The organism is Phaeobacter sp. A36a-5a, from assembly GCF_037911135.1.
Classification (GTDB): Bacteria; Pseudomonadota; Alphaproteobacteria; order Rhodobacterales; family Rhodobacteraceae; genus Phaeobacter; species Phaeobacter bryozoorum.
Map to the genome: position 1 here is coordinate 1,339,235 of NZ_JBBLYU010000001.1, position 24,547 is coordinate 1,363,781.

Sequence of the window (24,547 nt, forward strand, 5' to 3'; positions counted from 1 at the left end):
ACGTAGATGGCGCAACGGGCAATCACCGCGGGCGGCGCACCAGAAGGTTTTGATGCGCGGCTGATCCTGAAAGAGGCGGCCAGCAGCAATGGTCCTGTCCTGCATGTGGCGCGCGACGACAAGCGGATGGAAGCGACCCGGGCGGCGCTGGCTTTTTTTGCGCCCGACATGCCGGTGATCAGCTTTCCGGGCTGGGATTGCCTGCCGTATGACCGGGTGTCGCCCAATGCAGATATTGCCGCGGCCCGGATGGCGACGCTGGCGGCGCTTGTGCATCAGATGCCGGGGCAATTTGTGCTGCTCACCACGCTGAATGCGGCGACCCAGCGGGTGCCTGCACGGCAGGTTCTGAAGGATTCCGCCTTTACCGCCGAAGTGGACCGTCGCATCGACGAAGAGGCGCTGCGCAGCTACCTCACACGGATGGGATTCACCAAGAGCCCGACGGTGATGGAGCCGGGGGATTTTGCGGTGCGGGGCGGTATCATTGATATCTATCCGCCGGGACAGAGCGGCCCGGTGCGGCTGGATCTCTTTGGGGATGTGCTGGATGGGGCCCGGCGGTTTGATCCCGCCACCCAGCGGACCACCGAAAAGCTGAGCGTGGTTGAATTGGCGCCAGTTTCCGAGGTGATCCTTGATGAGGCGGCGGTGACCCGGTTTCGGCAGAACTACCGGATCGAGTTTGGCGCAGCGGGCACCGATGATCCGCTATACGAGGCGGTTTCAGCCGGGCGAAAATACCAGGGCATCGAGCATTGGTTGCCGTTCTTTCATGAGCGGCTGGAAACGCTGTTTGACTATCTGCCGTCAGCCACGGTGACATTGGACGATCAGGTGACACCGGCTCGGTTGGCGCGTTGGGACAGCATCGCGGACCAATATGAGACGCGCAAGATCGCGATGGCGCAGAAGGGGCGGATGGATACCGTCTATAAACCGGTGCCGCCGGGGCTGCTGTATCTGGATGATGCCGCTTGGGAGGCCGCGATCGCGGATCACCGGGTGATCCAGTTCCATCCGCTGCCACAGGCCAGCGGGCCGGGGGTGATTGATGCCGGTGGGCGGATCGGACGCAATTTCTCGCCGGAGCGACAGCTGGAAAATGTGAGCTTGTTCAGTGCGCTGGCAGATCATATTAAAGCGCGTTTGCAGGTGGGTCCGGTGGTTGTTGCCTCTTATTCAGAGGGCGCCCGAGAGCGTTTGACCGGCCTGATCGAGGATGAGGGCCTGGCCGAGGTGATCGCGATCCGCGATGGTACCCGGATCGGCAAATCTGGGTTGCATCTGGCGGTCTGGGCGCTGGAGCACGGGTTCGAGACCGCCGATCTGACGGTGATTTCCGAACAGGATGTGCTGGGTGACCGGCTGATCCGCGCGCCCAAGAAGCGGCGCAAGGCCGAGAATTTCCTCACTGAAACCCAATCGCTCAGCCCCGGTGATCTGGTGGTGCATGTGGACCATGGGATTGGCCGCTACAAGGGTCTGGAGGTGGTGACCGCCGCTGGCGCGGCGCATGAGTGTATTCTGCTGGAATATGCAGAACAATCAAAGCTGTACCTGCCAGTCGAGAACATTGAACTGCTGTCCAAATACGGCCACGACGAGGGGCTTCTGGATCGGCTCGGCGGCGGTGCCTGGCAGGCCAAGAAGGCCAAGCTAAAGGAACGCATCCGCGAGATGGCGGATCGGCTGATCCGTGTGGCCGCAGAACGGGCGCTGCGCAAGGCGCCGATGATGGATCCGCCGCCGCACGCCTGGGACGAATTCTCCGCCCGTTTCCCCTATCAGGAGACCGACGACCAGCTGCGTGCCATTGCCGAGGTGATGGAGGATTTGCAGTCCGGCTCGCCGATGGATCGTCTGATCTGCGGTGACGTTGGATTTGGCAAGACCGAGATTGCGATGCGCGCGGCCTTCATTGCGGCGATGTCCGGCGTGCAGGTGGCTATTGTCGCGCCGACGACGCTGCTTGCCCGTCAACATGCGGCGGCTTTTGCCCAGAGGTTTCGCGGGTTTCCCTTGGAAGTCAGGCAGTTGTCACGCTTTGTTTCAGCAAAGGAAGCGGCGAAAACCCGCGAAGGCATGGCTCGCGGAACGGTTGATATCGTGGTTGGCACCCATGCGCTTTTGGCCAAATCGATCCGGTTTCAGAACCTTGGCCTGCTGATCATCGACGAGGAACAGCATTTCGGGGTCGCGCATAAAGAACGGCTGAAACAGATGCGCAGCGACATTCACGTCCTGACGCTGACCGCGACGCCGATTCCGCGTACGCTTCAGCTGAGCCTCACCGGGGTGCGGGACCTCTCGATCATCGGCACACCGCCGGTGGACCGTCTGGCGATCCGCACCTATGTCAGCGAGTTTGACGCCGTCACCATCCGCGAGGCGCTGCTGCGGGAACATTATCGTGGCGGGCAAAGCTTTTACGTGGTGCCGCGCATCACCGATCTGCCCGATGTCGAGGCCTTCCTGAGGGAGCAGCTGCCCGAGCTGAGCTACGTCATCGCCCACGGCCAGCTGGCCGCCGGGGATCTGGATGACCGGATGAATGCCTTTTACGATGGCAAGTTCGACATTCTGCTGGCGACCACAATCGTGGAGTCCGGCCTCGATATTCCGACCGCCAATACGATGGTCGTGCATCGTGCCGATATGTTTGGTCTGGCGCAGCTCTATCAGATCCGGGGCCGCGTGGGCCGGTCAAAGACGCGCGCCTATGCTTATCTCACGACCAAGCCGCGGGTGCGTCTGACACCCGGAGCCGAGAAACGCCTGCGGGTGCTGGGGTCGCTGGATACGCTGGGCGCGGGGTTCTCTCTGGCGTCACAGGATCTGGACATTCGCGGCGCTGGCAACCTCTTGGGCGAGGAGCAATCCGGCCAGATGCGTGATGTGGGCTATGAGCTTTATCAGTCCATGCTGGAAGAGGCGATTGCCAAGATCAAATCTGGTGAGCTGGAAGGGTTGACCGGCAGCGATGATCAATGGGCGCCACAGATCAACCTAGGGGTGCCAGTCCTGATCCCAGAGGAGTACGTACCCGATCTGGATGTGCGTTTGGGCCTGTATCGTCGGCTTTCCGACCTTAGTACCAAGGTGGAGCTGGAAGGCTTTGCGGCGGAGCTTATCGACCGTTTCGGTCCGCTGCCGAAGGAGGTCAATACGCTGATGCTGGTGGTGCGGATCAAGGCAATGTGCAAACGCGCTGGCATTGCCAAACTGGACGGCGGGCCCAAGGGGGCAACGATCCAGTTCCACAACGATAAATTCGCATCACCCCAGGGGCTGGTGGACTTCATCCAGGCCCAGGATGGGCTGGCCAAGGTGAAAGACAACAAGATTGTCGTCCGTCGGGACTGGAAGAAAGACGGCGACAAGATCAAAGGTGCCTTTGCCATCGCGCGGGATCTGGCGGAAAAAGTGGTTGCCGAGAAGAAGAAGGCCAGGGCCAAAACCAGCTGATCGGCTTGATCTGATCGGCTTGAAGTGAGAACGTGAAAAAGCCCCTCCAACATTTTGGAGGGGCTTTGCTTTTCATTCTCTTGGGGGCGGGATTATTCGGCTGCGATCCGGTTCTCAACCCGCGCCATATGCAGCATGATGACAAAGCCTGCGGCGACCATGAGCAGGATCGACCCGGTCAGTGGCGCAATGGAGCCGTCAAACAGAAGCCCGACGGTTGCAGCCGCAGCGGCAGCAAAGACGGTGGAGCCCCCCCCGACGATCGAGGCTGCCATACCTGCAATATGACCCATCGGTTCCATCGCCATTGCGTTGAGGTTGCCTAGGGTCAGCCCAGCCATGAAAAAGACGCTTGTCTGCCAGGCCACAAAGAGGCCGAACATCACATCATTCGGCAGGTTCAGCGTGCCCAGGCTCAGCATGATCGCTGACAGCAGGATCTGCCCCCCCAGCGCCCAGGTCACCATGCGCCGCATCCCAAGGCGGACCACAACGGAGGCATTGATCAGGCTGCCAGTGCCAGACATCACGGCAATGAAGCCAAACCAGAAGGGGAAGCTGGCCGCGCGGTCAAAGACCACGTCAAAGATCGGCTGCACCAATGTGATCATGCAAAACAGCATCGCCAGGCACAGGCACTGGACCATCATTGACAGCCGGACGGTCGGGTGCTGGAGCATCTCGGCCACGGCAGCCAGCAGGCTTGGCAGGCGGAACGGACGGCGATTTTCCCGCGGCAAGGGTTCGGGCAGGCGCAGCCCCATCCACAGGATGATGATGATCGCAAATAGCGCAAAGGCCAGGAAGATCGCGCGCCAGCTTGTCAGCAGAATAATACCAGCCCCCAGCATCGGTGCGATGGCCGGGACCAGGGTGAAGATCAGCATGGCAATGGACATCATCCGCGCCATTTCCCGGCCGGAATAGAGATCGCGCACGATGGCCAGAGCCACGACACGCGGACCGGCAGCGCCAAGCCCCATGACCACACGGCTGAGCAGCAGCATTTCGATAGAAGAGCTGGCGTAGGCCGCCAGCGCGGCGAGAATATAAAGAGCAGCCGCAGCAAAAATGACCGTCCTGCGCCCAAAGGCATCGGAAAGCGGGCCTGTAAAGAAAGTCCCGATCCCCATGCCAAGCGCGAAGGCGGCAATGACCAGCTGCGCACGGTTGGGGTTGTCAGGGCTGAGCGTCTGACCGATTTCGGGCAGGGCTGGCAGCATGGCGTCGATGGAAAATGCAACGGTTGCGAACATCATCGCAATCAGGGCAATGAACTCAGCTTTTGACATGCTGATGTGAATATCTTTTGTCATTTGAAACCTCTGGTGACACATCAGGAGCCCCGGTAATCGGGCGCTGTCTGGGCGTCACTCTGTCCGCGCTAACATATCCACCGGGATTGGGCCAGAAGCGGGGGCGCACAGAATTATGTGCATCTTTATGCGTCGTAAGCCAGATGCGAAGCGGACCGCCAGAGGTCAGCGATTCAGTTTCATTAGTTTTTACAGTATTTCAGTGTGTTACCGTGCGCCCCTCAGGTCGGCTCTGCATTTGGAGCAGCGTCCTGGTCCAGCTGCGCCTGAATGTCGGCGATAACCTGTTTCCACAGTTCGGGCTGTTGGGCGCCGGGAACGGCGTGCTGATTGGCCACCACAAATGTCGGGACAGATGTGATCCCCATCTTGCGCGAATGGGCATCGCGGCTGCGGATCTCCTCGGCGTCTGTGTCGCCGGACAACAGGCGCAGGGTGACGGCCCGGTCCATGCCGGCCGCTTCGGCGATATCGGCGAGGACCTCGGCGTCGCCAATATCCAGCGCTTTGACGAAATAGGCGTCAAACAAAGCATCGACCACGGCGCCCTGTTTGCCTTCGATCCCGGCCCAGTGGATCAGCCGATGGGCGTCCAGCGTGTTGGGGGTGCGCTCCATGGCCTCAAAATTGATCTCCAGCCCGGCGGCGCTGGCGTGTTCAACGACCGGGGCATAGGCCCGGACCGCGCCATCCTTGCCGCCGAATTTCGCCTCAAGATAGGCACGCCGATCCATGCCTTCGCCTGGCATGTCAGGGTTCAGCTGGAACGGATGCCACTCGATGACAAACGGATGATCGCCGACGTCGGCCAGCGCCTTGTCCAGGTGGGTCTTGCCGATATAGCACCAAGGGCAGATCGGGTCGGACAGGATATCCAGCTTAACGAGGCTCATGACGGGGTCCTTTGGTGTCGAATATAGCAATCGGGCAGGGCGCGCCGCAGCAGTTTTCCGTTGGCTCCGCTGGGCAGCGCGTCGAGGCGCAGATAGGCGCGGGGCTGTTTGTATCGTGCCAGCCGGGTCTTGGCAAAAGTCGATAGCGCCTCGGCGGTCACGTCTTTGGCACCGGTGTAGAACGCGACGATAATATGAGTGTCGGGTTTCACCTCGACCGAGGTGACGGCAACCTGTTCCAGATCGGGGTGGGCCATCAGCGCGGCCTCCACCTCCAGCGGGGAGACGCGATAGCCGCCTGCATTCATCACGTCATCATTGCGACCGAGGTAGCGGATCTGGCCATCTCCCGTCATTTCGCCAAGGTCACCGGTCAGGAACCAGTCGCCCCTATAGCGGTCCCTGGTCGCCTCGGGCGCGTTGACATAGCCCAGCATCAGCCCGGGATCGTGGCGATCAATGGCAATGACGCCGGGGGTGTTGCGGGGGACCGGATTGCCGTCAGGATCGAGGATGGCAACCCGTCGCCCCGGCTGCGGCCACCCCAGGGTATCGCCGACCTCAGCCGCATCGCGATCACGCGCCGGATCCGCGGAGATGAAGGTGGAGCACTCCGACATGCCAAAGGCCTCATAGAGCTGCGTGCCGGTGGTCTGATGCCAGCTCCGAGCCAGTTGGCCCGATAGCTTTTCCCCGGCGCACAGACCATGGCGCAGGGCCGGAAGATCAGGCAACCCGTCAGCTTGCAGCAGCTTGCGATAGACACCGGGCGCGGCGGCAAAGAGGCTGGCGCGATGCTGACGCAACAGCTCCGGCAGCGCGGTCACTGGCGTGCCCTCCACGGGGATCAGAGCTGTCGCGCCGATACTCCAGGGGTCCATCAGACCGGTGCCGAGGGTGAAGGTCCAGTTGAAGGCCCCGGCATGCAGCAGCCGGTCGTCGGGGCGCAGATCATACCAGTGGCGGATCATCATCTGCCGCGCCCAGATGGCGCGATGGGCATGGGCAACCGCGCGCGGATTTCCGCCGGTCCCGGAGGTATAGACGATATAAGCGGGCCGATCAGGGTCGCCGAGGGGCATCTGAAACCTGTCTTCTGCCGGAGCGTGGCGCTGCATTGCCTCAAGTGAGTCGCGGCCAATCTCGTGGGGATGTGGCACCGACCGAACCTCGGGATCGCGCAGCACAGCGGCCGGAGACAGGTCGTCGATAATACGTGCCACCTCCGGTTCGGTCAGCTGCGATGACGTGGGGACCGGCACCAGACCCACGGCAATGGCGCCCAGATAGGCGATCGGAAAGATCGGCGTATTGCCAAGGCGCAGCAACACCCGGTCGCCGGGTTTCAAACCTTGCGCCAGCAATCCCGTACCGGTTCCACGCACAGCGGCCCGCAGGTTTCCATAGGTCCAGGACTGCACCTGGGGGCTTGGTTGCTGGCCCGGTGACGTCGACGCTTCGGCGTTTGCCTGAACCGCCAGAACCGCAAGTGCCATGGCATCCGCGGCGGCAGGTTGGGCCGACCCACGTTGGTAAAGCACGTGGTCAGCCAGATTGAACGGCGCGGGGCAGGGCGCGAAGGGCCCGCTGTCAAACAGGGATTGCATGTCGATTGGCTAACTTGGCAATCCACGCGTTGCAAGATGGCGCGCCCCGGCCTATAGGAAAAAGCATGACCTCTCGTGATCCAAAATCGCTCATCACTATTGCCCGTGCGTCGGGCGAGGCTGCCGAAACCGAGCCGCTGGATCTGGGCGCCCGTGTGCGTGAGCTGCGCAAGGCGCGGGACTGGACATTGGAACATGCGGCCAATCAGGCCGGCCTGGCCCGATCGACCCTGTCAAAGATCGAAAATGGCCAGATGTCACCGACTTACGAGGCGTTGAAGAAGCTTGCAGTCGGGCTTCAGATCTCGGTTCCACAGCTGTTTACGCAGCCGCAGCGGGATCAGGTGAACGGGCGTCTGACGGTCACAAAGACCGGTCAGGGGTCTGCCCATGCGACCACCACCTACGAACATGAACTCTTGGCCGACAGCCTGACGCGCAAGCGGATGCTGCCTTATCGCGCCCGCGTTCGGGCGCGCTCGATGGACGAGTTTGATGGTTGGGTGCGCCACGATGGAGAGGAATTCCTATACGTGCTGACCGGCGTCGTGCGGCTCTATACCGAGTTCTATGAACCGATCGAAATGCGGCGCGGTGACAGCGCCTATTATGATGCGGCGATGGGCCATAACGTGATTTCGCTCAGCGACGAAGACGCCAGTATCCTCTGGGTGACATCCCTGTCCTGATCATCGCAGGCGCAGCGGGGGCCGCGCGCGCTGCCGGACCATGCTCAGCCTGATGCAATCAGGATGATTTAGGTTGCAGACGTTCGCGCGCCACCAAGGCAACCGCCATCGCCTGGCGCGTACCTAAGCCATGCGGGATCAGAGATCAGTTCAGCTGATGCTCCAGCTCGCGGTGCAGGCTTTCCGTGTAGAGAAAATCATCCACTTCCTCACGCGCTTCGGTCAGCGTCAGATGGTGCGTTCGGGCGAGATAAGCCACAAACTTATCCTTGTCGTCGAACAGGGATGGGGCCGAGCGAGTTTGCAGATGCGGAAACCGTTGCTTGAGACGGGGCATCCTGTCGAACCAGCTGGCGCGGGCTGTTTGAACAGGCATGGGGGGGTCCCTCCGGGTCAAAATTGCGCGTGGGTATTTATGCTAGCATTTTTTGCAAAAAAAGAAAGTCCGCGTCAGACGTGCTGCGCCCCGGCGCGGGGTGGACCGGCCGGGGCGCAGCAATAGCAAGAGGCGGCTGACGGGATTGGTGCCAATCTCTGCCGGGATCCGTGTTCGCGTCAGGGGTAGCGTCAGCTGGGACGGAACAGGCGCGGCAAGAGGAGATGCGCCAGCCCGACGCCGATCACCTGCATCACGATGAACATCAGGATATGGCCGGGGTAGATCCCGGCGAAGGTGTCGCTGAACCCGCGTGCAATGGTGACCGCCGGATTGGCAAAGCTGGTGGAGGAAGTGAACCAATAGGCACCTGTGATGTAGAAGGCGACCAGCGTCGGCACGGCCTCGGGCCGCGATCGCAACCCACCGAAGATCACGAAGAGCAATCCAAATGTCGCGAGGATTTCGGAGAACCACTGGGCCATACCGGTTCGGTGCATTGTGCTGGAGCTTTGCAGGATCGACAGATCGAACATCACGTGGCTTGCCCAGACGCCGAGGATGCCCCCTATGATCTGCGCCGCCAGGTAGGGCGGAACCGCGCGCCAGCTGTGGTCACCGCGCAGCGCAAAGGCCAGCGTCACAGCCGGATTGAAATGCGCGCCCGAGATCGGCCCCAGCGTGGTGATGATCACATAGAGCATCGCGCCGGTTGCCACCGCATTGGCCAGCAGCGCCAGCCCGACATTTCCGCCCGACAGGGTTTCGGCCATGATGCCGGAGCCCACGACGCCAATCAGCAGGAAACAGGTGCCTAGCCCCTCGGCCATCAGCTTCTGCGTGGTCATGGCAGCTCTCCGATGCGTGTCAGCTCCTGGCGCAGGCTGTCACGATCCAGCGTCTCCAGCGGCAGATCAAGGAAGGCCAGCGCGCGGCGCTCCAGCCGCGCATAGGCGGTCTGAAAGGCAGCGTCCCAATCTGGCTCCGCGGCGGCGGCCGGATCCTCGATACCCCAATGGGCGCGGAGCGGCGCGCCGGGCCAGATCGGGCAGGTTTCGCCTGCGGCGGAGGCGCAGACGGTGATCACAAGGTCCATCTCAGGGGCATCGGGGCCTGCAAATTCGTCCCAGCTTTTTGACCGGGCCGCGTCTGTGTCATGGCCTTTCTCATTCAGCAGAACCAATGACTGCGGATGCACTTTTCCGGCGGGTTTGGATCCGGCGGAATAGGCGCGGACACGGCCATTACCATGGGTGTTCAGCAGCGTTTCCAGCAGGATAGACCGCGCTGAATTGCCGGTACAGAGGACGAGGATATTCATATGGGAAACCCGTTTCTTAGGAGCGTTCGGTGGCTTTGTGACGGCCGATATCATCCAGATGATGTTGCAACGACAGTCGGTTGAGTGTGTCAAAAGGCAGCGCCGCAAAGGCCCGGATGCGATTGCGCAGCAGCCCGTAGGCCTGTTGATAGGCAAGCTGTTTCTGCGCCTCTGTCCCTCTGGTCATCACGGGATCAGGCAGGCCCCAATGGGCGCTCATGGGCTGACCGGGCCAGGCTGGGCAGGCTTCATTTGCGGCGTGATTGCAGACGGTAAAGACGAAATCCATCTGCGGCGCAACCTCGCCGGAGACCGCGCTGAGATGTTTGGAGCGCAAGGTGGCGGTGTCATGACCCTTGGCGCGCAGCAGCGCCAGAACTTCGAGTCGTGGGGCTGTCGCGGGCTGACTGCCAGCAGAATGCGCGATGAAGCGGCCATGCCCCTCCTGGGTCAGGATCGCCTCGGCCATGATCGACCGGGCTGAGTTGCCGGTGCAGATGAAGAGCACATTCAGCGGGCGCTCAGCCGTGGGGATGAGCGCCGTCTCGTGATCCGGCGGGGTGCAGATATCCGGGCGGTTCTGGCAGCAGTCGGACAGCAGCTGATCAAACACCCCGCGCAGCCCGTTCAGATGTGCCTGATAGAGCAGAGACGTACCTTGCCGCTGCGACAGGATCAGCCCCGCCGCGCTGAGCGTTGAAAGATAAGCGGAAACGGTATTGGCCTTCTGTGCCAGCGCCGTCGCGATTTCGCCTGCGGGAACCGCATCGGGATATCGCCGCATCAGCAGACGAAACAGCGCCAGCCGCTGGGGGTGGGCCAAGGCGGAAAGCTGTGATGTAAGCTTTATTTCCATATTTCACGAAATACGGAAATACTATTCCTGCGTCAACCGTTTTGGCTGGCCGAAAAAAAGCCCGCCACCGATGACCGGGGCGGGCTTCTGTCAGCTGCTGCTGTGGCTTGGTCAGTCGGCCTGATACCACCAGACCTCTGGCATGTAGCTGATACCATCGCCGCTGACGGGCAGACGCTCGGGGAATTTCAACTCCTTGCGATGGGCGATGCGGCCTTCGGCGTATTGCCAGACCGGCATCACATAGCGTCCTGCGGTCAGCAGACGGTCAAGCGCGCGGGCGGCGGCGGTGAAATCCTCTTTGCTTTTAGAGGTCAGCATGGCGTCGATCATTGCATCCACGGCAGGGTCCTCGATCCCGATCAGATTGCGCGATCCCGGCTGCTGCGCAGCGTCGCTGCCCCAGTAAAGATATTGCTCGTTGCCGGGGCTGAGCGACATCGAGCGGCGGAAGAAGGTCATGTCGTAGTCGAATTCCTGCTGACGTTCGACAAACTGGGCACTGTCCACCATGTCGGCCTCCAGCGCGATACCGAGACGTTCCAGAGCGCGGGCATAGATTTCCACGACCGAGCGCATCTCGCCTTCGCCCAGATTGCCGGGGGTCAACAGCACCTTGATCTCAAGCGCCTCGCCATCTGCGTTGCGCATGATGCCGTCTTGGACCGTCCATCCGGCCTCCGCCAGCAGTTTGGTTGCGGTGCGCAGGTTCTTGCGATTGCGCTCGCTCCCGTCGCTGACCGGCAGCGTATAGCCCTCCATCACGCCGGGGAGCAGGCTGTCTTTGAACGGGGTCAAGAGCTCGCGCACCTTGCCTTCGGCAGCTCCCGGCTGCATGGCCAGATAGGAGTTCGAGAAATAGGAAGAAATCCGCGGCTGGGTGCCACCTGTCAGGGTTTCGTTCATATATTCGAAGTTGAACGCCTGGATCAGCGCTTCGCGCACCCGCCAATCGTCGAATGGGGCACGGCGGGTATTCATAGCGATGCCGGTCATGCCCGAAGGGTTGCCATTGGGGATGACGGTCTTGATCACCTCACCGGAGGTCACCGCAGGAAAATCATAGGCCTTGTCCCATTTGGCGGCGTTGAATTCGCGGATTGCAGAAATTTCCCCGGCCTTGAAGGCCTCCAGCAGGACGGTCTGGTCGCCATAGAAATCGAGCCGGATCTCGTCAAAATTATTGGTGCCGCGCCGCAGCGGCAGATCCTGTCCCCAGTACTCCGGGTTGCGGGAAAAACGGATGAAACGACCGGGTTCGAAATCCGCCACCGTATAGGGGCCGGAGCCGATCGGGGCTTCCTGCAGGCCGGACTCGGCGAAATCCTTGCCTTGCCACTGCGCCTTCTTCAGGATCGGACGCAGCCCGGCGATCAGCGCCAGTTCGCGGTTGTCTTCGTTGAAGGTGATGCGCAGGCTGCGCTCTCCGGTCTGTTCGATGCTGTCGATCTGGGTCCAGAACCGGCGGTAGCGGATATGCCCTTCCTGGCCGAGGGTCTGGTAGGACCAGATGACATCCTCGACCGTGACAGGCGATCCATCGGAGAATCGGGCCTCGGGGCGCAGGGTGAATTCAACCCAGGCGCGATCTTCTGGCACCTCAATCGATTCGGCCAGCAGCCCGTAGAGGGTGAAAGGTTCATCCGCCGAGCGCCCCATCAGGCTCTCATATCCCCAGAAACGGAGCTGCCAGGGCGGGGTGCCTTTTTGGGCAAACGGGTTCAGCGTATCAAAGCCGCCGGTGTTGCCGAAGACCACGGTGCCGCCCTTGGGGGCATCGGCATTTGCATAGGGTAAAGACACAAAATCCGGTGGTAGTGCCGGGTCCCCATACATAGCTATACCATGCGCTGATTCTGCCTGTGCAAAATTTGCGCATGCGCTGAGGATGATTCCGGCCAAGGCCGGTCGAACTCTAAAGAAAAAATCTGGACGCACTTTTGCAACAATCCCGCTCTGGCCTTATTTTCATGAACACCAACGCTAACGGCGCTGCCGCGTCAATTCAAACTTTTAGCTTGGATGAGCGGGGGAAATTGCTTATAAAGGTCTCACTGCTCGATAGGTTTCTTGCCTGTATGAAACCTGCCTCAATAACTTAACGCCCGCTTCGTGCGGGCGTTTTTTTGTGCGGTGCTTCGCGATATATTTGACGGGCTTGCCGGACGATGGTCGGCCCCGGTGGCGGTGCCCTTTCGGCGCACATCTCTTGCACGCGGTTGTTGCATGGGCCAGCATCTGGACCGTTTTGCCGCGGTTTCTCGCAACTTTCCGGCCGGGATTGCCGTTCCCTTTGCAGGTGCAGCATGTCACAGTTGCACCAATCAGGTATTGCACAGGAAGGGAAGAGCAAGATGACATTGACGGGCAAATGCGCGGTGATTACCGGGTCGAATTCCGGCATCGGGCTTGGGGTCGCGCGGGAAATGGCGCGGGCCGGGGCGGATGTGGTGCTGAATTCCTTTACCGACCGGGATGAGGACCACGCGCTGGCAGCTGGGATCGCCGAAGAATTCGGCGTCAAGGCGCGCTACATTCAGGCCGATATGTCCGATGCAGAGGCCTGCCGGGCATTGATCACCACGGCTGGGCGCTGCGACATTCTGATCAACAATGCGGGCATCCAGCATGTCGCACCTGTTGAGGACTTCCCGATCGACAAATGGAACGCCATCCTGGCGATCAACCTGTCATCGGCGTTCCACACGGCGGCGGCAGCGCTGCCGATGATGCGCGCTGCGGGGTGGGGCCGGATGATCAATATCGCCTCGGCGCATGGGCTGACGGCGTCGCCCTACAAATCCGCCTATGTCGCAGCCAAGCACGGCGTTGTCGGGCTGACGAAGACATTGGCTCTGGAAACCGCAGAAGAGCCGATCACCGCCAATGCAATCTGCCCCGGTTACGTGCTGACCCCGCTGGTCGAGGCGCAGATCCCGGACACCATGGAAAAGTACAATATGGGACGCGAAGAGGTCATCAAGAAGGTGATGCTGGAACGGCAGCCCTCACGCGAGTTTGCGACCGTGGAGCAGCTTGGTGGCACGGCAGTGTTCCTGTGCTCTGATGCGGCAGCCCAGATGACAGGCACCACGCTCAGCGTCGATGGTGGCTGGACCGCGCTGTAGGCCGCGCGGAAACCGGGGAGGGGGCCCGCCCCCTCTTGCCCCTGTTCAGGGCAATTCACCCCCGGAGTATTTTGAGAAAGGTGACACGCAGCGGGCATGGCTCCGCGGCGGGGACGCGCCGATCGGGAGGCAGAGATGACGAAGCGGATCAACCTGGCCCTTCAGGGCGGTGGCGCCCATGGGGCGTTCACCTGGGGGGTGCTGGACCGGCTGCTTGAAAGCGACGAGCTGGAGATTGCTGCCATCACCGGCACCTCTGCTGGAGCGCTCAACGGGGCTGCGTTGAAATCCGGGCTGGTGCATGGCGGTCCTGCCGGTGCGCGCGCCTGTCTCGATCAGCTTTGGCAGCGGATGGGAGCGGTCGGAGATCTGCGCTTTGCCCATTGGCTGGCGGGGCTTGATGCGGCGCCTTTGCTCGGAGCGCTGGACTGGATCGCGCCGTTTTCCCCGCGTGAGGCGATGGGGCAGATCCTGTCGCCTTACAGCTACGGGCCGTTTTATCGCAATCCGTTGACGCCTGTCGTTGAGGCATTCAATTTTGCCGAGGTCTGCGCGGATCAGGGGCCGCAGCTGTTTATCTGCGCCACTTCGGTGCGCAGCGGAAAGGTGCGGGTTTTTTCCGGTGACGAGGTCACAACCGATGCCATTCTTGCCTCGGCCTGCCTGCCCAACCTGTTTCAGGCGATCGAGATAGAGGACCCCAAGACCGGGCGTCTGGAACCATATTGGGACGGCGGCTATACCGGCAATCCGGCGCTGTTTCCGCTGTATCGGCCTGAGCTGCCGTCGGATGTGGTGATTGTCAGCATCAACCCGCTGGAGCGCGATGAGCTGCCGCGGACGCCGCAGCAGATCCAGAACCGGGTTAATGAAATCAGCTTCAATTCCTCGCTGCTGCGTGAGTTGCGGGCGATCTCCTTTGTTCAGCGGCTGTTGGCCGACGGGCATCTGGAGCCGGGACAAATGAAGCGGGTGCTGGTGCATATGATCGCTGATGATGATCTGATGCGGCAGCTATCGGTCAATACCAAGTTGATCCCGATCCCGCAGATCCTGGCAAAGCTGAAGGCGGCAGGCCGGGCCGCAGCGGAGGGCTTTCTGGAACAGGATTGCGCCGCGATCGGCGTCTCATCGACAGTGGATCTGGCCGAGATGTTTGGCTAAATGCGGCCGCCCGTCAAGGAAACGGCCGGGGCTTAAGCGGAGGCTTAATCTGCGCTGGGGTTGACAGGTTTGGTCGGATCCTTGGCGTTCGGATAGACAAGCCCGGCGGAAATCACCAGTTTTGCAGCTTCTTCCACGCTCATATCCAGCATGATGACGTCTTCTTCGGGGAAGAACAGCAGAAAGCCGGAGGTCGGGTTCGGCGTTGTCGGCACGAAGATCGACAGAAGGTTGCCGCCGGTTTCAGCGCGGTCGGCCACCTCGCCCTTGGCCGTGGTGGAGACAAAGCCGATCGCCCAGATGCCGCGGCGGGGATACTGGATCAGGCAGGCGGTATCAAAGCTGCGCTCGGTCTGGGCAAACACGGTTTCCGAGATCTGCTTGATCCCGGAGTAGATCGAGCGCACCACCGGCATGCGATCCACCAGGCTCTCGGCAAAGCCGATGAGCGAACGGCCTATGATCCCCTTGGCGATCCAGCCAACCACAATGGTGAACAGCAAGAAGATAATCAGCCCGACGCCACGCAGGTTGATCCCGATATACTGTTCTGGCCGCACGGTATGCGGCACCAGCGGCAGCACAACCCCGTCGATCCAGCCCATCACGGTCCATAGCAGCCAGATGGTCAAGCCAACCGGGGCAATGACCACGATGCCGGTAAAGAAGGACGACCGCAGCCGGGCAAAAAGGCCGGGGCGGCGGGGGGTGGTTTCGTCGTCGAAGGGCGTGGTCATCTGTGCGTTTCACCAAAGAGGAACGTAAGGAAGCTAGGCAGGGAACTGCGCAACCGCAATGGGCAGCTGCGCAGAAAGACCTTTTATTGCTTCAAGTTGACCAATTCCTTGGCGATTTCCGCTGCGAGACGGGCATTGTTGCGCACCAGGGCAATATTGGCCTTGAGCGAGCGGCCCTCGGTCAGCTCAAAAATACGCTGCAGCAGGAAGGGGGTTACATCCTTGCCGCTGATGCCTTCCGCGTCCGCTTCGGACTGGGCCTGGGCCAGAACCGGGGCCAGATCCTCGGCTGCGATCTGGTCTGCTGCCGGGATCGGGTTCGCGATCAGCTGGCCACCGGGCAGCTCCATCGCCTGACGGGTGGCATGGGCACGGGCGATCTCTGCGGCGCTGTCCATGCGCAGGGGGGCGGCCAGATCCGAGGTTGAGGACCAGAACGCAGGGAAGCTGTCCTGACCATAGGCGATGACCGGCACGCCTTGGGTTTCCAGCACCTCGAGCGTCTTCGGGATGTCGAGGATCGCCTTGGCGCCTGCGGCGACCACGGTTACCGGGGTCTGGGCCAGCTCCATAAGGTCGGCGGAAATGTCAAAGCTGGTCTCGGCGCCTTTGTGGACACCGCCGATGCCACCGGTGGCAAAGACGCTGATCCCGGCCAGCCGTGCGGCAATCATGGTGGCTGCGACGGTTGTTGCCCCGGTGCCGCCTGTGGCGATACAGGCCGGCATATCCGCGCGCGAGATCTTGGCGACGTTCTTTGCCTGGCCAAGCGCCTGCAGCTGATCGGGTTCAAGGCCGATGTGCAGCACGCCCTCGATCACGGCCATGGTGGCAGGCACCGCGCCTGCGGCGCGAATGTCGTCTTCGACCTGAGCGGCGACTTCGACGTTCTGCGGATAGGGCATGCCATGGGTGATGATGGTGCTTTCAAGCGCAACGATGGCATGGCCGGAGTCGCGGGCGGCGGCGACCTCGGCGGAAAATGTCATATTGATCAAAGGGGTGGTTCTCCTGAAACATAGGTGGCAGCGGCTTTCAATGCCGACGCAAGGGAGGTTTCGCGGTCTTCGCCGCGGGCCTCGGCCGCGATATGAGCGGCCATGAAAGTGTCACCGGCGCCGGTGACGCGCGCCACGGTCACGCGCGGTGGCGCCTGGGTGATCAGGCCATTGTGGTCGGCTTCGGTGGCGGTGCTGCCACCATCGGTGACCAGTACCCGCGCTGCGCCGCGATCCAGCATGGCGCGGGCAGCGGTGGCGCTGTCGGTGAAGTCGTCCTGACAGAGCAGACCGGCCTCTTCGAGGTTCACATAGAGCGTGCCACAGCTGCGCAGCAGAAAGGGGCGCAGGCGTTCGGCCTTGCCCGGAGAGGCGGGCGCGACGCGCAGATCCGCCTTGGCAAAGATCGGGTCGGCAGTGATGTCGTCCAGCAGCGACAGCGTCAGATTGCCATCAAGCGCGACGGGACCGGTATAGGGCGTTTCCGCACTGCCAAGAGTACCATCGCTAAGCGGTCGCAGGATCTTGGCACCTGCGGCTTCAAGCGAATGGGCATCGGCGATCGCGGCAATCAGACCGTTGGCACCTTCGACGGCCATATAGCGGTCGGTGGGCAGATCTTCCGAGCGGTAGAGATGATCGGTGATAAGGCCGAGATGGGCACAGGCATGGACCAGCTCGTCACCCTCCGGGTCGCGCCCGATTGCGCTGAGCAGGGCCGGACGCAGACCAAAGCGGGCCAGTGTCATGGCGATATTCATCGCAACACCGCCGGGCAGGCGGCTGATACGTCCGGGCATATCGGATCCGCGCTGCATTTCAGCCGTGCAGCGGCCGATAATGTCCCAGAGGACGGAGCCAATGCAGAGGATGTCAGGCTGATCTGCGGCGGTGCCGTCGCCCAAGGCGGCCGGAGCCTCAGATCTAGGTGAAGCGGGAGAGTGCGGAACCTGTGTCATAAATCCCGTATTGCCGCGTTTTTCCCGCACCCGCAAGGCGCAACCGATCTAGGGAACCGCGAAAGTCAACGCCGCCCAATGGGTTTGCCAGACCGGTATGGGGCCTCTTTTGGTAGCGCCATCATCGGACGCACCCGCCTCGGCGTCCAGACTGCGCAGCACCACGGCGTCGAGCAGGTAGACGTGACCGGATTTGACCGGGATCGTCGCCCGCCCTTGGGAATCGCTGCGGGTCAATGTGACAGCGACATTGCCATCTGGGCTGCGCTCGAACACTTCGATCTGGGCGTCGGGGCGCGCGGCCCCCTCGAACAGCAGCTCAACCGGCAGGCCAGCGGTGAGATCGTCGGTGTAGGGGTTGGCCCGCGCCACGAACTCCGTCAACAGACCGGTTGCGCGATCCGCCCCGGCGCCGCTGCCTACCGAAACCAGCGATTTGGCGTGGCGGGTATAGCGCTCTGCAAAGCCCGCATCCGGCAGGTTGCGTGCGGCATGGCGGGACTTGATATCGGCGAAATCCTTATGGGCCGCAAATTTTGCGAACTCCTCCCAGGTCTTGTAGGTGAGCGTGTCCGGCGTGGTTTCGTGGACCACCACCAGCAGCCCCTCGGCCGGTGGCTCGAGCTGTAATGCCGGCATATCTCCCATCCGGCCAGCGTAGGGATGGGCACCGAGCTGATCCCAGACCTCGAAGCGGGCGATATTGCGGTCGAAATACGCCAGGCGCGACCCGCTGAAGAACTGCCCATTCCGCAGATCTGCCTGCACCGAGGCGCCTAATTTCACTTGATATTTTTCTGGCGCAATCCAAAACTCATGGGCAAGGGCGCGGCCGCCGATGATATTGGTGGCGAGCGTGAGCAGAATAAGAACAACAGGGTGGACAGAACGCATGGCGCAGATGGGACCTCTGGCTGGGACGCAGGATGACAGAGACGGGCAACGCGCGGCGTCGATGGAGGCTCCGGTGCGATGTCTTAGCCACGCCGGTCGCAGGCTCCCCCAGCTGAGCCGTCTGTTGCTGGTCTGGCTCTTCTGGAGCCTCTCCTACTCTAGTGTTTTTGCGCATGAAGTCACGCCGACGATTGCGGATTTTGAAATTGCCGACGGGCGGCTGAAGATGGACCTGCGTCTGAACGCCGAGGCATTTGTCGCAGGCATCGATCTTGATGGCGTGGACGATACGGATACCGTTGATCAGGCGCGGGACTATGACGACCTGCGCGGGCTTGGCCCGGATGAGCTGAAACCGATGGTTCAGGTCTTTGCCGAAGACTGGCTGCAGGCGCTGCGGATCGAGGCGGGTGGCGATATCGCACTGGAGGTGGTCGGGATCGTGATCCCGGAGCCGGGTGACGTGAGCCTGCCGCGCAGCAGCATCCTGCAGCTGTCGGGCGAGGTTCCCACCGGTGCACGCGGGCTGAAGATCGGCTGGCCCAAGGGATCAGGCGGTGTGGTGTTGCGTCAGAACGGTGTGGAAGGTCCTTATACCGGCTATCTGCAAGGTGGCGAGACCACGCCAACCATTCCGCTGTCCGGCGGGCTGGCCAAGACGCCAAGCGAGGCCTTCGTCGACTATGTGCCGGTCGGGTATACGCATATCCTGCCAAAGGGGCTGGATCATATTCTGTTTGTACTGGGGTTGTTCTTCTTCAGCACCCGGCTGCGGCCGCTGATATGGCAGATCAGTGCGTTTACCGTAGCGCATACAATCACGCTGGCGCTCGGGGCATTGGGGCTGGTGCAGATCAACCCGGCCATAGTTGAGCCGCTGATCGCAGGATCCATCGTGTTTGTCGCGGTTGAGAATATCTTTGCCCGCAAGCTGCACAGCTGGCGCACTCTGGTGATCTTTGGCTTTGGTCTGTTGCACGGCTTGGGATTTGCCTCGGTGCTGGGCGAATTCGGCCTGCCTGAGGCGCAGTTTCTGCCGGCACTCCTGGGATTCAATGTTGGCGTTGAACTGGGGCAGCTGACCGTTGTCGGCGCGGCCTATGGGCTGCTGGGGTTCTGGTTCTGGCGGCATCCGAAATACCGCGGCCGGGTTGCCATCCCCGCCAGTTTCACCATCGCGCTGATCGGCGGATACTGGTGCGTGGAGCGTCTGTTCCTCTGACCGGCGGTGGCGCCGGTCAGCTTCGTTTCCGATATGTGGCCTTGGCCAGACAAAATGGGCGGTCTCAGCCTTCCATTGCGGCCATCAGCTGCCGCAGACTCGCCAGAGGATCTTCCTCGCGCCAGATCTCATCGCCGATACCGAAGAAATCAGTATAGGGTGCCAGATCACGGACCAGATCAACGGTCAGCCCGCCTTCGGCGACCACGGGTACTTCGATCATCTGCGACCACCATTCAAACAGGTCTTTCTGCGCCTGATTGCCATCGCCAAGCCCGGAGGTGCCAATCGGGCCAAAGCTGACGTAATCAGCGCCGGCTTCGGCAGCGGTCAACCCGTCGTGGCGTGAGGCACCGCAGAAACTGCCGACAATGGCATCGGCGCCAAGCGCCTTGCGCGCGGCGCGCACCGGGCGGGCTGAATCGGAGAGATGCACGCCGTCAAGGCCGAGACGCTCGGCGAGGATCTGATGATCGGTGATCACAATCGCCACATCGCGGGCATGGGCGACAGCGCGCAGCGCATCGCCGGCACGGCTCAGCGTGTCCTCATCGCGGCTGGCCAGCTCCAGCCGGACGCAGGCGATCTCCACTTCATCCAGCACCCGCGCCAGCTGGTCGGGAAACCGGCCAAGCTCAAAACTGGGAGGTGTCGTCAGATAGATCTGCGGCGTTTCGGGGGCGTCAGCGGGGCTGTCCATCGGGAGGGCTCCTGTTCAGTGGTTGTCGGTGTTTAGCGCATCTGCCACTGGACGCAAGGATTTGGCGACATCCCGGGTGGGATATTTCCGTGTGATGCTACGCTCATTATGCGGGAATATAGCAGCGTTTGCACAGAAGTCCCGCGACCGAGCCTTGCCCATCAGGGCCGCGCCGATTAGAGCAGAGCAGATTTTTTGGAGAAACGGATGCCCAGCGACACCCCTCAACCCGCTTTTGTCCTCGTGCGCCCGCAGATGGGCGAGAATATCGGCGCCGCCGCCCGGGCGATGTGGAACTTCGGGCTGGACCGGATGCGCATCGTGGCCCCGCGCGATGGCTGGCCGAACCCCAAGGCGGTGGCCATGGCTTCTGGTGCTGGGCGGCTCTTGGATGAGGCGCAGCTGGCCGAAGATCTGGCAGGCGCCATCGCGGATTGCGATTTTGTCTTTGCCACGACGGCGCGCCCGCGTGAGCTGACCAAACCGGTCTACAGCCCCGAGGCGGCGATGAAGCTGGCTGCGGAGAAAATTGCAGCTGGCGAACGGGTGGCCGTGATGTTCGGACCCGAACGGGCGGGCCTTGAGAATGAGGACATCGCCCGAGCCAATGCCATCATATCGGTTCCGGTGAACCCGGATTTCGCCTCGCTCAACCTTGGTCAATGCGTCCTGCTCACCGCTTATGAATGGCGCAGGCAGGTGACTGAGGTGATGCCGGTTGTGACCGACCTTGGCAAATCGGATTGGGCCACTCATGGCGATGTTGATGCGCTGGTCAATCACTATGAGGAACGGCTGGACGAGGCTGGTTTCTTTTTTCCGCCGGACAAGGCCCCAAGCATGAAGACGGTGTTTCGCAACCTGTTCAGCCGGATGCCGCTGACCCGCGCCGATGTGCAGATGCTGCACGGGATCATGCGACAGATGGTCCGCTGGAAAGAAAAACGCGACTGAGACGCGACTTCGGGCCGATTTGCGCCATAGTCGCCCACTGGACGGGGTCGCGTCTGCGGCCTAGCTTGACGGGAAATTGGAAGAGGCAAGCATGAGCAAGCGCAGCATTTTCGAAGAGGTGTCCGGCAATGAGCCGCAGGAGCGCCCGCAGGCGCAACCGGGCGGCATCGACCGTGCCCGCCGTGGCGCAAGGGGGGCAATCCGCGCGTGGCTTGCGGTGCTCTTTGCGCTGGTGGTGGCAATGATCGTGGTGGGCGGGCTGACGCGCCTGACCGACAGCGGTCTGTCGATCACCGAATGGCGGCCGATCACCGGCGCGATCCCCCCCATGACCGAGGCAGACTGGCAGGCGGAGTTCGACAAATACAAGGAAATCGACCAGTGGCGCATTGCCAACCAATGGATGCAGCTGGCCGACTTCAAGGAAATCTACTGGTGGGAATGGGGCCATCGCCAACTGGGCCGCGTTATTGGTCTGGTCTGGGCGCTGGGGTTCCTAGGTTTTGCGCTGGCGCGGCAGATCCCGGTCGGCTGGACCGGACGTCTGGCGCTACTGGGTGTTCTGGGCGGCGTGCAGGGCGCGATCGGCTGGTGGATGGTGGAATCGGGTGTCACGCAGGGTGAAGGCATGACCTCGGTTGCCTCTTACCGGCTGGCGACGCATCTGGGGCTCGCCTTTGTCATTCTGGGGTTCATTTCCTGGTATATGTTCCTGCTGGGGCGCGAGGATCGCGATCTGATGCAGGCGCGTCGCGCTAAGGAGGCCAAGCTGTTCGGCCTGTCGACCGGGCTATTGCATTTCAGCTTCTTGCAGATCCTTCTGGGCGCGCTGGTTGCCGGTATTGATGCGGGCCGTTCCTACACCGACTGGCCGCTGATGGGGGGGCAGATCCTGCCGCCGCAGCCCTTCATGCTGGAGCCACTCTGGACCAATTTCTTTGAAAACCCCGGCCTTGTGCAGTTCATTCACCGCGTCAGCGGATATCTCCTGTTGGCCTTTGGCGTTGTTGTCTGGCTGCGGGGCAGAGGCAGCGCCCATCCGCGGACGCGCTTTGCCTTTAACGCGGTCTTTGCGGCGCTGCTGTTGCAAATGGTTCTGGGTATTGTCACCGTGCTCTATGCCGCACCCTGGCAGGTTGCGATCCTGCATCAGCTGATGGCTGTTTGCCTCTGGGTCCTGATCCTCAGGGCGCGGTATCTGTCGGGCTATCCGATTGCAACTTCGATTAAGGATCACTGAGAATGAGCGCATTTGACGATTTGATGGCCTATGAGCGTGACACCCAGGCGCTTGGCCAGATTGCCGGCCGTTTGGGCTGGGATCAGGAAACCATGATGCCGCGCGGGGCCGCGCCTCAGCGGGGCGAGGAAATGGCCGCCATCGAGGCTGTGCTGCACGCCCGCCGCTCTGATCCGCAGGTCGCTGACTGGCTGGAGCAGGCCGAGGCGCCCGATGAGATCGGTGCCGCCCAGCTGCGCGAGATCCGCCGCAGCTACGAGCGCGCCGTGAAAGTGCCCGGAGATCTCGCCAAACGTATCGCCCGCGTTACCTCCGAGGCGCAGGGCAAATGGGCGGCTGCCCGTGCTGCCGAGGATGTCGAAGCTTTCCTGCCCGTGCTGGAAGAGGTGGTTGCCCTGAAGCGCGAAGAGGGGCAGGCACTCGCCGCCGGGGGCGATGTTTATGATGCGATGGTTGCGGATTATGAACACGGCACCACAGGGGCGGAAATTGCGACGCTGTTTGATGCCATGCGCCCGCGTCTGGTGGAGCTGCGCGCCCGCGTGCTGGACCGCCCCACGCCCAAAGGCGTCAGCGGTCATTTCGATGCCGATAAACAGATGGCCCTGACCACCACGCTGGCCGAGACCTTCGGCTATCAGATGAGCCACGGCCGGGTCGACAAGGCGGTGCATCCCTTCTGTTCCGGCAGCGGGCTTGATGTGCGCGTCACCACCCGCACCAGCGATGAGGATCCGTTCAACTGCTTCTACTCGACCATCCATGAAGTGGGCCATGCCGCATATGAACAGAACATTGACCATGCCTATCTGTTCACGCCGCTAGGGCGTGGCGTGTCGATGGGGGTGCACGAAAGCCAGAGCCGGATCTACGAGAACCAGCTGGGCCGCAGCCGTGCCTTCACCGGCTGGCTGTTCGATCAGATGGTGCTGCAGTTTGGTGATTTCGGCATTGCGGATGCTGATGCCTTCTATGCGGCCGTGAATGCGGTGCATAACGGCTATATCCGCACCGAGGCGGATGAGCTGCAATATAACCTGCATGTGATGATGCGGTTTGATCTGGAACGGGCGCTGATGTCCGGCGATTTGCAGGTTAAGGATCTGGAGGCAGCCTGGAACGACCGTTTTGCCGCTGATTTTGGCTATGCCGTTGATAAGCCATCCAATGGCTGCCTGCAGGACGTGCATTGGTCGGTGGGGCTGTTTGGATATTTCCCGACCTATTCGCTGGGCAATGTCTATGCCGGTTGTCTTTATGACGCGCTGCGTCAGGCAGTGCCGGATCTGGACGCGCAGCTGGCGACGGGTGATACCGTGGCGGCAACCAGCTGGCTGCGGGATAACCTGCAGACCCATGGCGGGTTGCGCAGCCCGGTCGAGACGATCACTCATGCTGCGGGCATGGCGCCCAGCCCGGAGCCGTTGCTGTCCTATCTGGAACAGAAGTTCGGCGCGCTCTACGGGCTGTAAGCGCGCATTGGTTCAAGATCCTGAGCAGTAGTTCAAAGCCCTCGCCGGAAACTGGCGGGGGCTTATTTGTCTGTTCCGGCCGGAGTCCTGCCAGTCAGATCAGCGCCATCCGCTCGGCACGTTCGGGATCGGGGAAGGGGCGATAAAGCCCGAAATCAGCCGACGCGATCAGCGCATTCACATTTGCGTAGAGCCGCTCGACATGCTCGTCCAATTCGCCCAGCACCCGAAACGCCTGATCCAGTTGGGTCATATTGGCGAATTCGATTTCCAGCAGGAAATCCCGGTGCTTGTCGCTGGCGAGGTTCAGCTTGCGGCGCAGCAGGCGCCAGCCCTGGATCACCTCACGCTCGCGCAGATAAGACATCCATTGGTCCACGGCGTTGGCAAAGGCAAGCGCCTTGGCCTCATGATGCAGGTCGATCGAGCAGTGATAGAGGTTCATGGTGCCTCCCTTCGCGATGGCGTTTGTGGGAGGAAGAATGACAGACACTGCTTAGGTTTTGATTAACGAAAACGCCACCCGAGGGTGGCGTTTTGAAGTTTTGGCAGA

22 protein-coding genes are annotated in these 24,547 nt (G+C 61.7%); 8 read left to right on the forward strand and 14 right to left on the reverse strand.

Translation table 11 applies throughout. The annotated features are described in order from the left end of the window. The first annotated feature begins 6 nt into the window (after positions 1–6). Positions 7–3,468: a transcription-repair coupling factor gene (gene mfd / locus WLQ66_RS06315; RefSeq protein WP_340545504.1), complete on the forward strand. Its 3,462-nt coding sequence runs from the start codon at positions 7–9 to the stop codon at positions 3,466–3,468. A 92-nt stretch (positions 3,469–3,560) separates the two neighbouring features. On the opposite strand, the gene WLQ66_RS06320 is transcribed toward mfd, so the two are convergent. The 3 genes from WLQ66_RS06320 to WLQ66_RS06330 form a co-directional block, all read right to left on the reverse strand. Further along, positions 3,561–4,784, reverse strand: coding sequence for an MFS transporter (locus WLQ66_RS06320; RefSeq protein WP_340545505.1), 1,224 nt, complete (start codon positions 4,782–4,784; stop codon positions 3,561–3,563). A 221-nt stretch (positions 4,785–5,005) separates the two neighbouring features. Further along, entirely contained in the window at positions 5,006–5,677 is a 672-nt protein-coding gene (locus WLQ66_RS06325; protein ID WP_340545506.1) for a DsbA family oxidoreductase, read from the reverse strand. Further along, entirely contained in the window at positions 5,674–7,284 is a 1,611-nt protein-coding gene (locus WLQ66_RS06330) for a class I adenylate-forming enzyme family protein (RefSeq protein ID WP_340545507.1), read from the reverse strand. The genes WLQ66_RS06325 and WLQ66_RS06330 overlap by 4 nt, the downstream gene beginning before the upstream one ends. 65 nt (positions 7,285–7,349) lie before the next feature. On the opposite strand from WLQ66_RS06330, the gene WLQ66_RS06335 reads away from it, so the two are divergent. Then, positions 7,350–7,973 (forward strand): helix-turn-helix domain-containing protein, encoded by a 624-nt coding sequence (locus tag WLQ66_RS06335; protein ID WP_340545508.1) that lies wholly within the window; start codon positions 7,350–7,352, stop codon positions 7,971–7,973. 145 nt (positions 7,974–8,118) lie between these two features. Here WLQ66_RS06335 and WLQ66_RS06340 read toward each other — a convergent pair whose 3' ends face one another. From WLQ66_RS06340 to WLQ66_RS06360, 5 genes are all read right to left on the reverse strand, one after another. Next, complete coding sequence (locus WLQ66_RS06340; protein ID WP_014874610.1) at positions 8,119–8,349, reverse strand: hypothetical protein; 231 nt, start codon at positions 8,347–8,349, stop codon at positions 8,119–8,121. Between the two features lie 191 nt (positions 8,350–8,540). Next, on the reverse strand, positions 8,541–9,197 hold the full coding sequence (locus tag WLQ66_RS06345; RefSeq protein ID WP_340545509.1) for an aquaporin: 657 nt from the start codon (positions 9,195–9,197) through the stop codon (positions 8,541–8,543). After that, positions 9,194–9,670 carry an arsenate reductase ArsC gene (locus tag WLQ66_RS06350; RefSeq protein WP_340545510.1) on the reverse strand — a complete coding sequence of 159 codons (477 nt, stop codon included), beginning with the start codon at positions 9,668–9,670 and terminating at the stop codon, positions 9,194–9,196. The genes WLQ66_RS06345 and WLQ66_RS06350 overlap by 4 nt, the downstream gene beginning before the upstream one ends. 16 nt (positions 9,671–9,686) lie before the next feature. Further along, positions 9,687–10,526, reverse strand: a complete 840-nt coding sequence (locus WLQ66_RS06355) for an arsenate reductase/protein-tyrosine-phosphatase family protein (protein ID WP_340545511.1) — start codon at positions 10,524–10,526, stop codon at positions 9,687–9,689. Between the two features lie 111 nt (positions 10,527–10,637). Next, positions 10,638–12,464 carry an extracellular solute-binding protein gene (locus tag WLQ66_RS06360; RefSeq protein WP_340545512.1) on the reverse strand — a complete coding sequence of 609 codons (1,827 nt, stop codon included), beginning with the start codon at positions 12,462–12,464 and terminating at the stop codon, positions 10,638–10,640. Positions 12,465–12,880: 416 nt separating this feature from the next. Between WLQ66_RS06360 and WLQ66_RS06365 the strand changes: the two genes are divergently transcribed. Together WLQ66_RS06365 and WLQ66_RS06370 are read left to right on the forward strand one after the other, a co-directional pair. Continuing rightward, complete coding sequence (locus WLQ66_RS06365; RefSeq protein ID WP_340545513.1) at positions 12,881–13,654, forward strand: 3-hydroxybutyrate dehydrogenase; 774 nt, start codon at positions 12,881–12,883, stop codon at positions 13,652–13,654. Positions 13,655–13,789: 135 nt separating this feature from the next. After that, positions 13,790–14,818, forward strand: coding sequence for a patatin-like phospholipase family protein (locus WLQ66_RS06370; RefSeq protein WP_340545514.1), 1,029 nt, complete (start codon positions 13,790–13,792; stop codon positions 14,816–14,818). A 44-nt stretch (positions 14,819–14,862) separates the two neighbouring features. On the opposite strand, the gene WLQ66_RS06375 is transcribed toward WLQ66_RS06370, so the two are convergent. The 4 genes from WLQ66_RS06375 to WLQ66_RS06390 all read right to left on the reverse strand — a co-directional run bounded on the left by WLQ66_RS06375 (position 14,863) and on the right by WLQ66_RS06390 (position 18,406). After that, entirely contained in the window at positions 14,863–15,555 is a 693-nt protein-coding gene (locus WLQ66_RS06375) for a DUF502 domain-containing protein (protein WP_340545515.1), read from the reverse strand. Between the two features lie 83 nt (positions 15,556–15,638). After that, positions 15,639–16,553, reverse strand: coding sequence for a pseudouridine-5'-phosphate glycosidase (locus tag WLQ66_RS06380; protein ID WP_340545516.1), 915 nt, complete (start codon positions 16,551–16,553; stop codon positions 15,639–15,641). Beyond that, the gene (locus tag WLQ66_RS06385) at positions 16,550–17,512 is read right to left on the reverse strand and encodes a PfkB family carbohydrate kinase (RefSeq protein WP_340545517.1); all 963 of its coding nucleotides are present in this window, start codon (positions 17,510–17,512) and stop codon (positions 16,550–16,552) included. The genes WLQ66_RS06380 and WLQ66_RS06385 overlap by 4 nt, the downstream gene beginning before the upstream one ends. 48 nt (positions 17,513–17,560) lie before the next feature. Continuing rightward, positions 17,561–18,406: a DUF4198 domain-containing protein gene (locus WLQ66_RS06390; protein WP_340545518.1), complete on the reverse strand. Its 846-nt coding sequence runs from the start codon at positions 18,404–18,406 to the stop codon at positions 17,561–17,563. Here WLQ66_RS06390 and WLQ66_RS06395 point away from each other — a divergent pair. After that, on the forward strand, positions 18,405–19,628 hold the full coding sequence (locus tag WLQ66_RS06395; protein ID WP_340545519.1) for a HupE/UreJ family protein: 1,224 nt from the start codon (positions 18,405–18,407) through the stop codon (positions 19,626–19,628). The two genes, WLQ66_RS06390 and WLQ66_RS06395, sit on opposite strands and share 2 nt — an antisense overlap. Before the next feature lie 64 nt (positions 19,629–19,692). Here the strand turns inward: WLQ66_RS06395 and WLQ66_RS06400 are convergent, their stop codons facing one another. Continuing rightward, complete coding sequence (locus WLQ66_RS06400) at positions 19,693–20,328, reverse strand: thiamine phosphate synthase (protein WP_340545520.1); 636 nt, start codon at positions 20,326–20,328, stop codon at positions 19,693–19,695. Positions 20,329–20,535: 207 nt separating this feature from the next. Here WLQ66_RS06400 and WLQ66_RS06405 point away from each other — a divergent pair, with 207 nt between their 5' ends. From WLQ66_RS06405 to WLQ66_RS06415, 3 genes are all read left to right on the forward strand, one after another. Beyond that, positions 20,536–21,282, forward strand: coding sequence for an RNA methyltransferase (locus tag WLQ66_RS06405; RefSeq protein ID WP_340545521.1), 747 nt, complete (start codon positions 20,536–20,538; stop codon positions 21,280–21,282). A 91-nt stretch (positions 21,283–21,373) separates the two neighbouring features. Beyond that, positions 21,374–22,522, forward strand: a complete 1,149-nt coding sequence (ctaA, locus tag WLQ66_RS06410; protein WP_340545522.1) for a heme A synthase — start codon at positions 21,374–21,376, stop codon at positions 22,520–22,522. A 2-nt stretch (positions 22,523–22,524) separates the two neighbouring features. Next, complete coding sequence (locus WLQ66_RS06415; RefSeq protein ID WP_340545523.1) at positions 22,525–23,994, forward strand: carboxypeptidase M32; 1,470 nt, start codon at positions 22,525–22,527, stop codon at positions 23,992–23,994. 94 nt (positions 23,995–24,088) lie between these two features. Here the strand turns inward: WLQ66_RS06415 and WLQ66_RS06420 are convergent, their stop codons facing one another. Then, entirely contained in the window at positions 24,089–24,439 is a 351-nt protein-coding gene (locus WLQ66_RS06420) for a DUF6614 family protein (protein ID WP_340545524.1), read from the reverse strand. Positions 24,440–24,547: the final 108 nt, after the last annotated feature.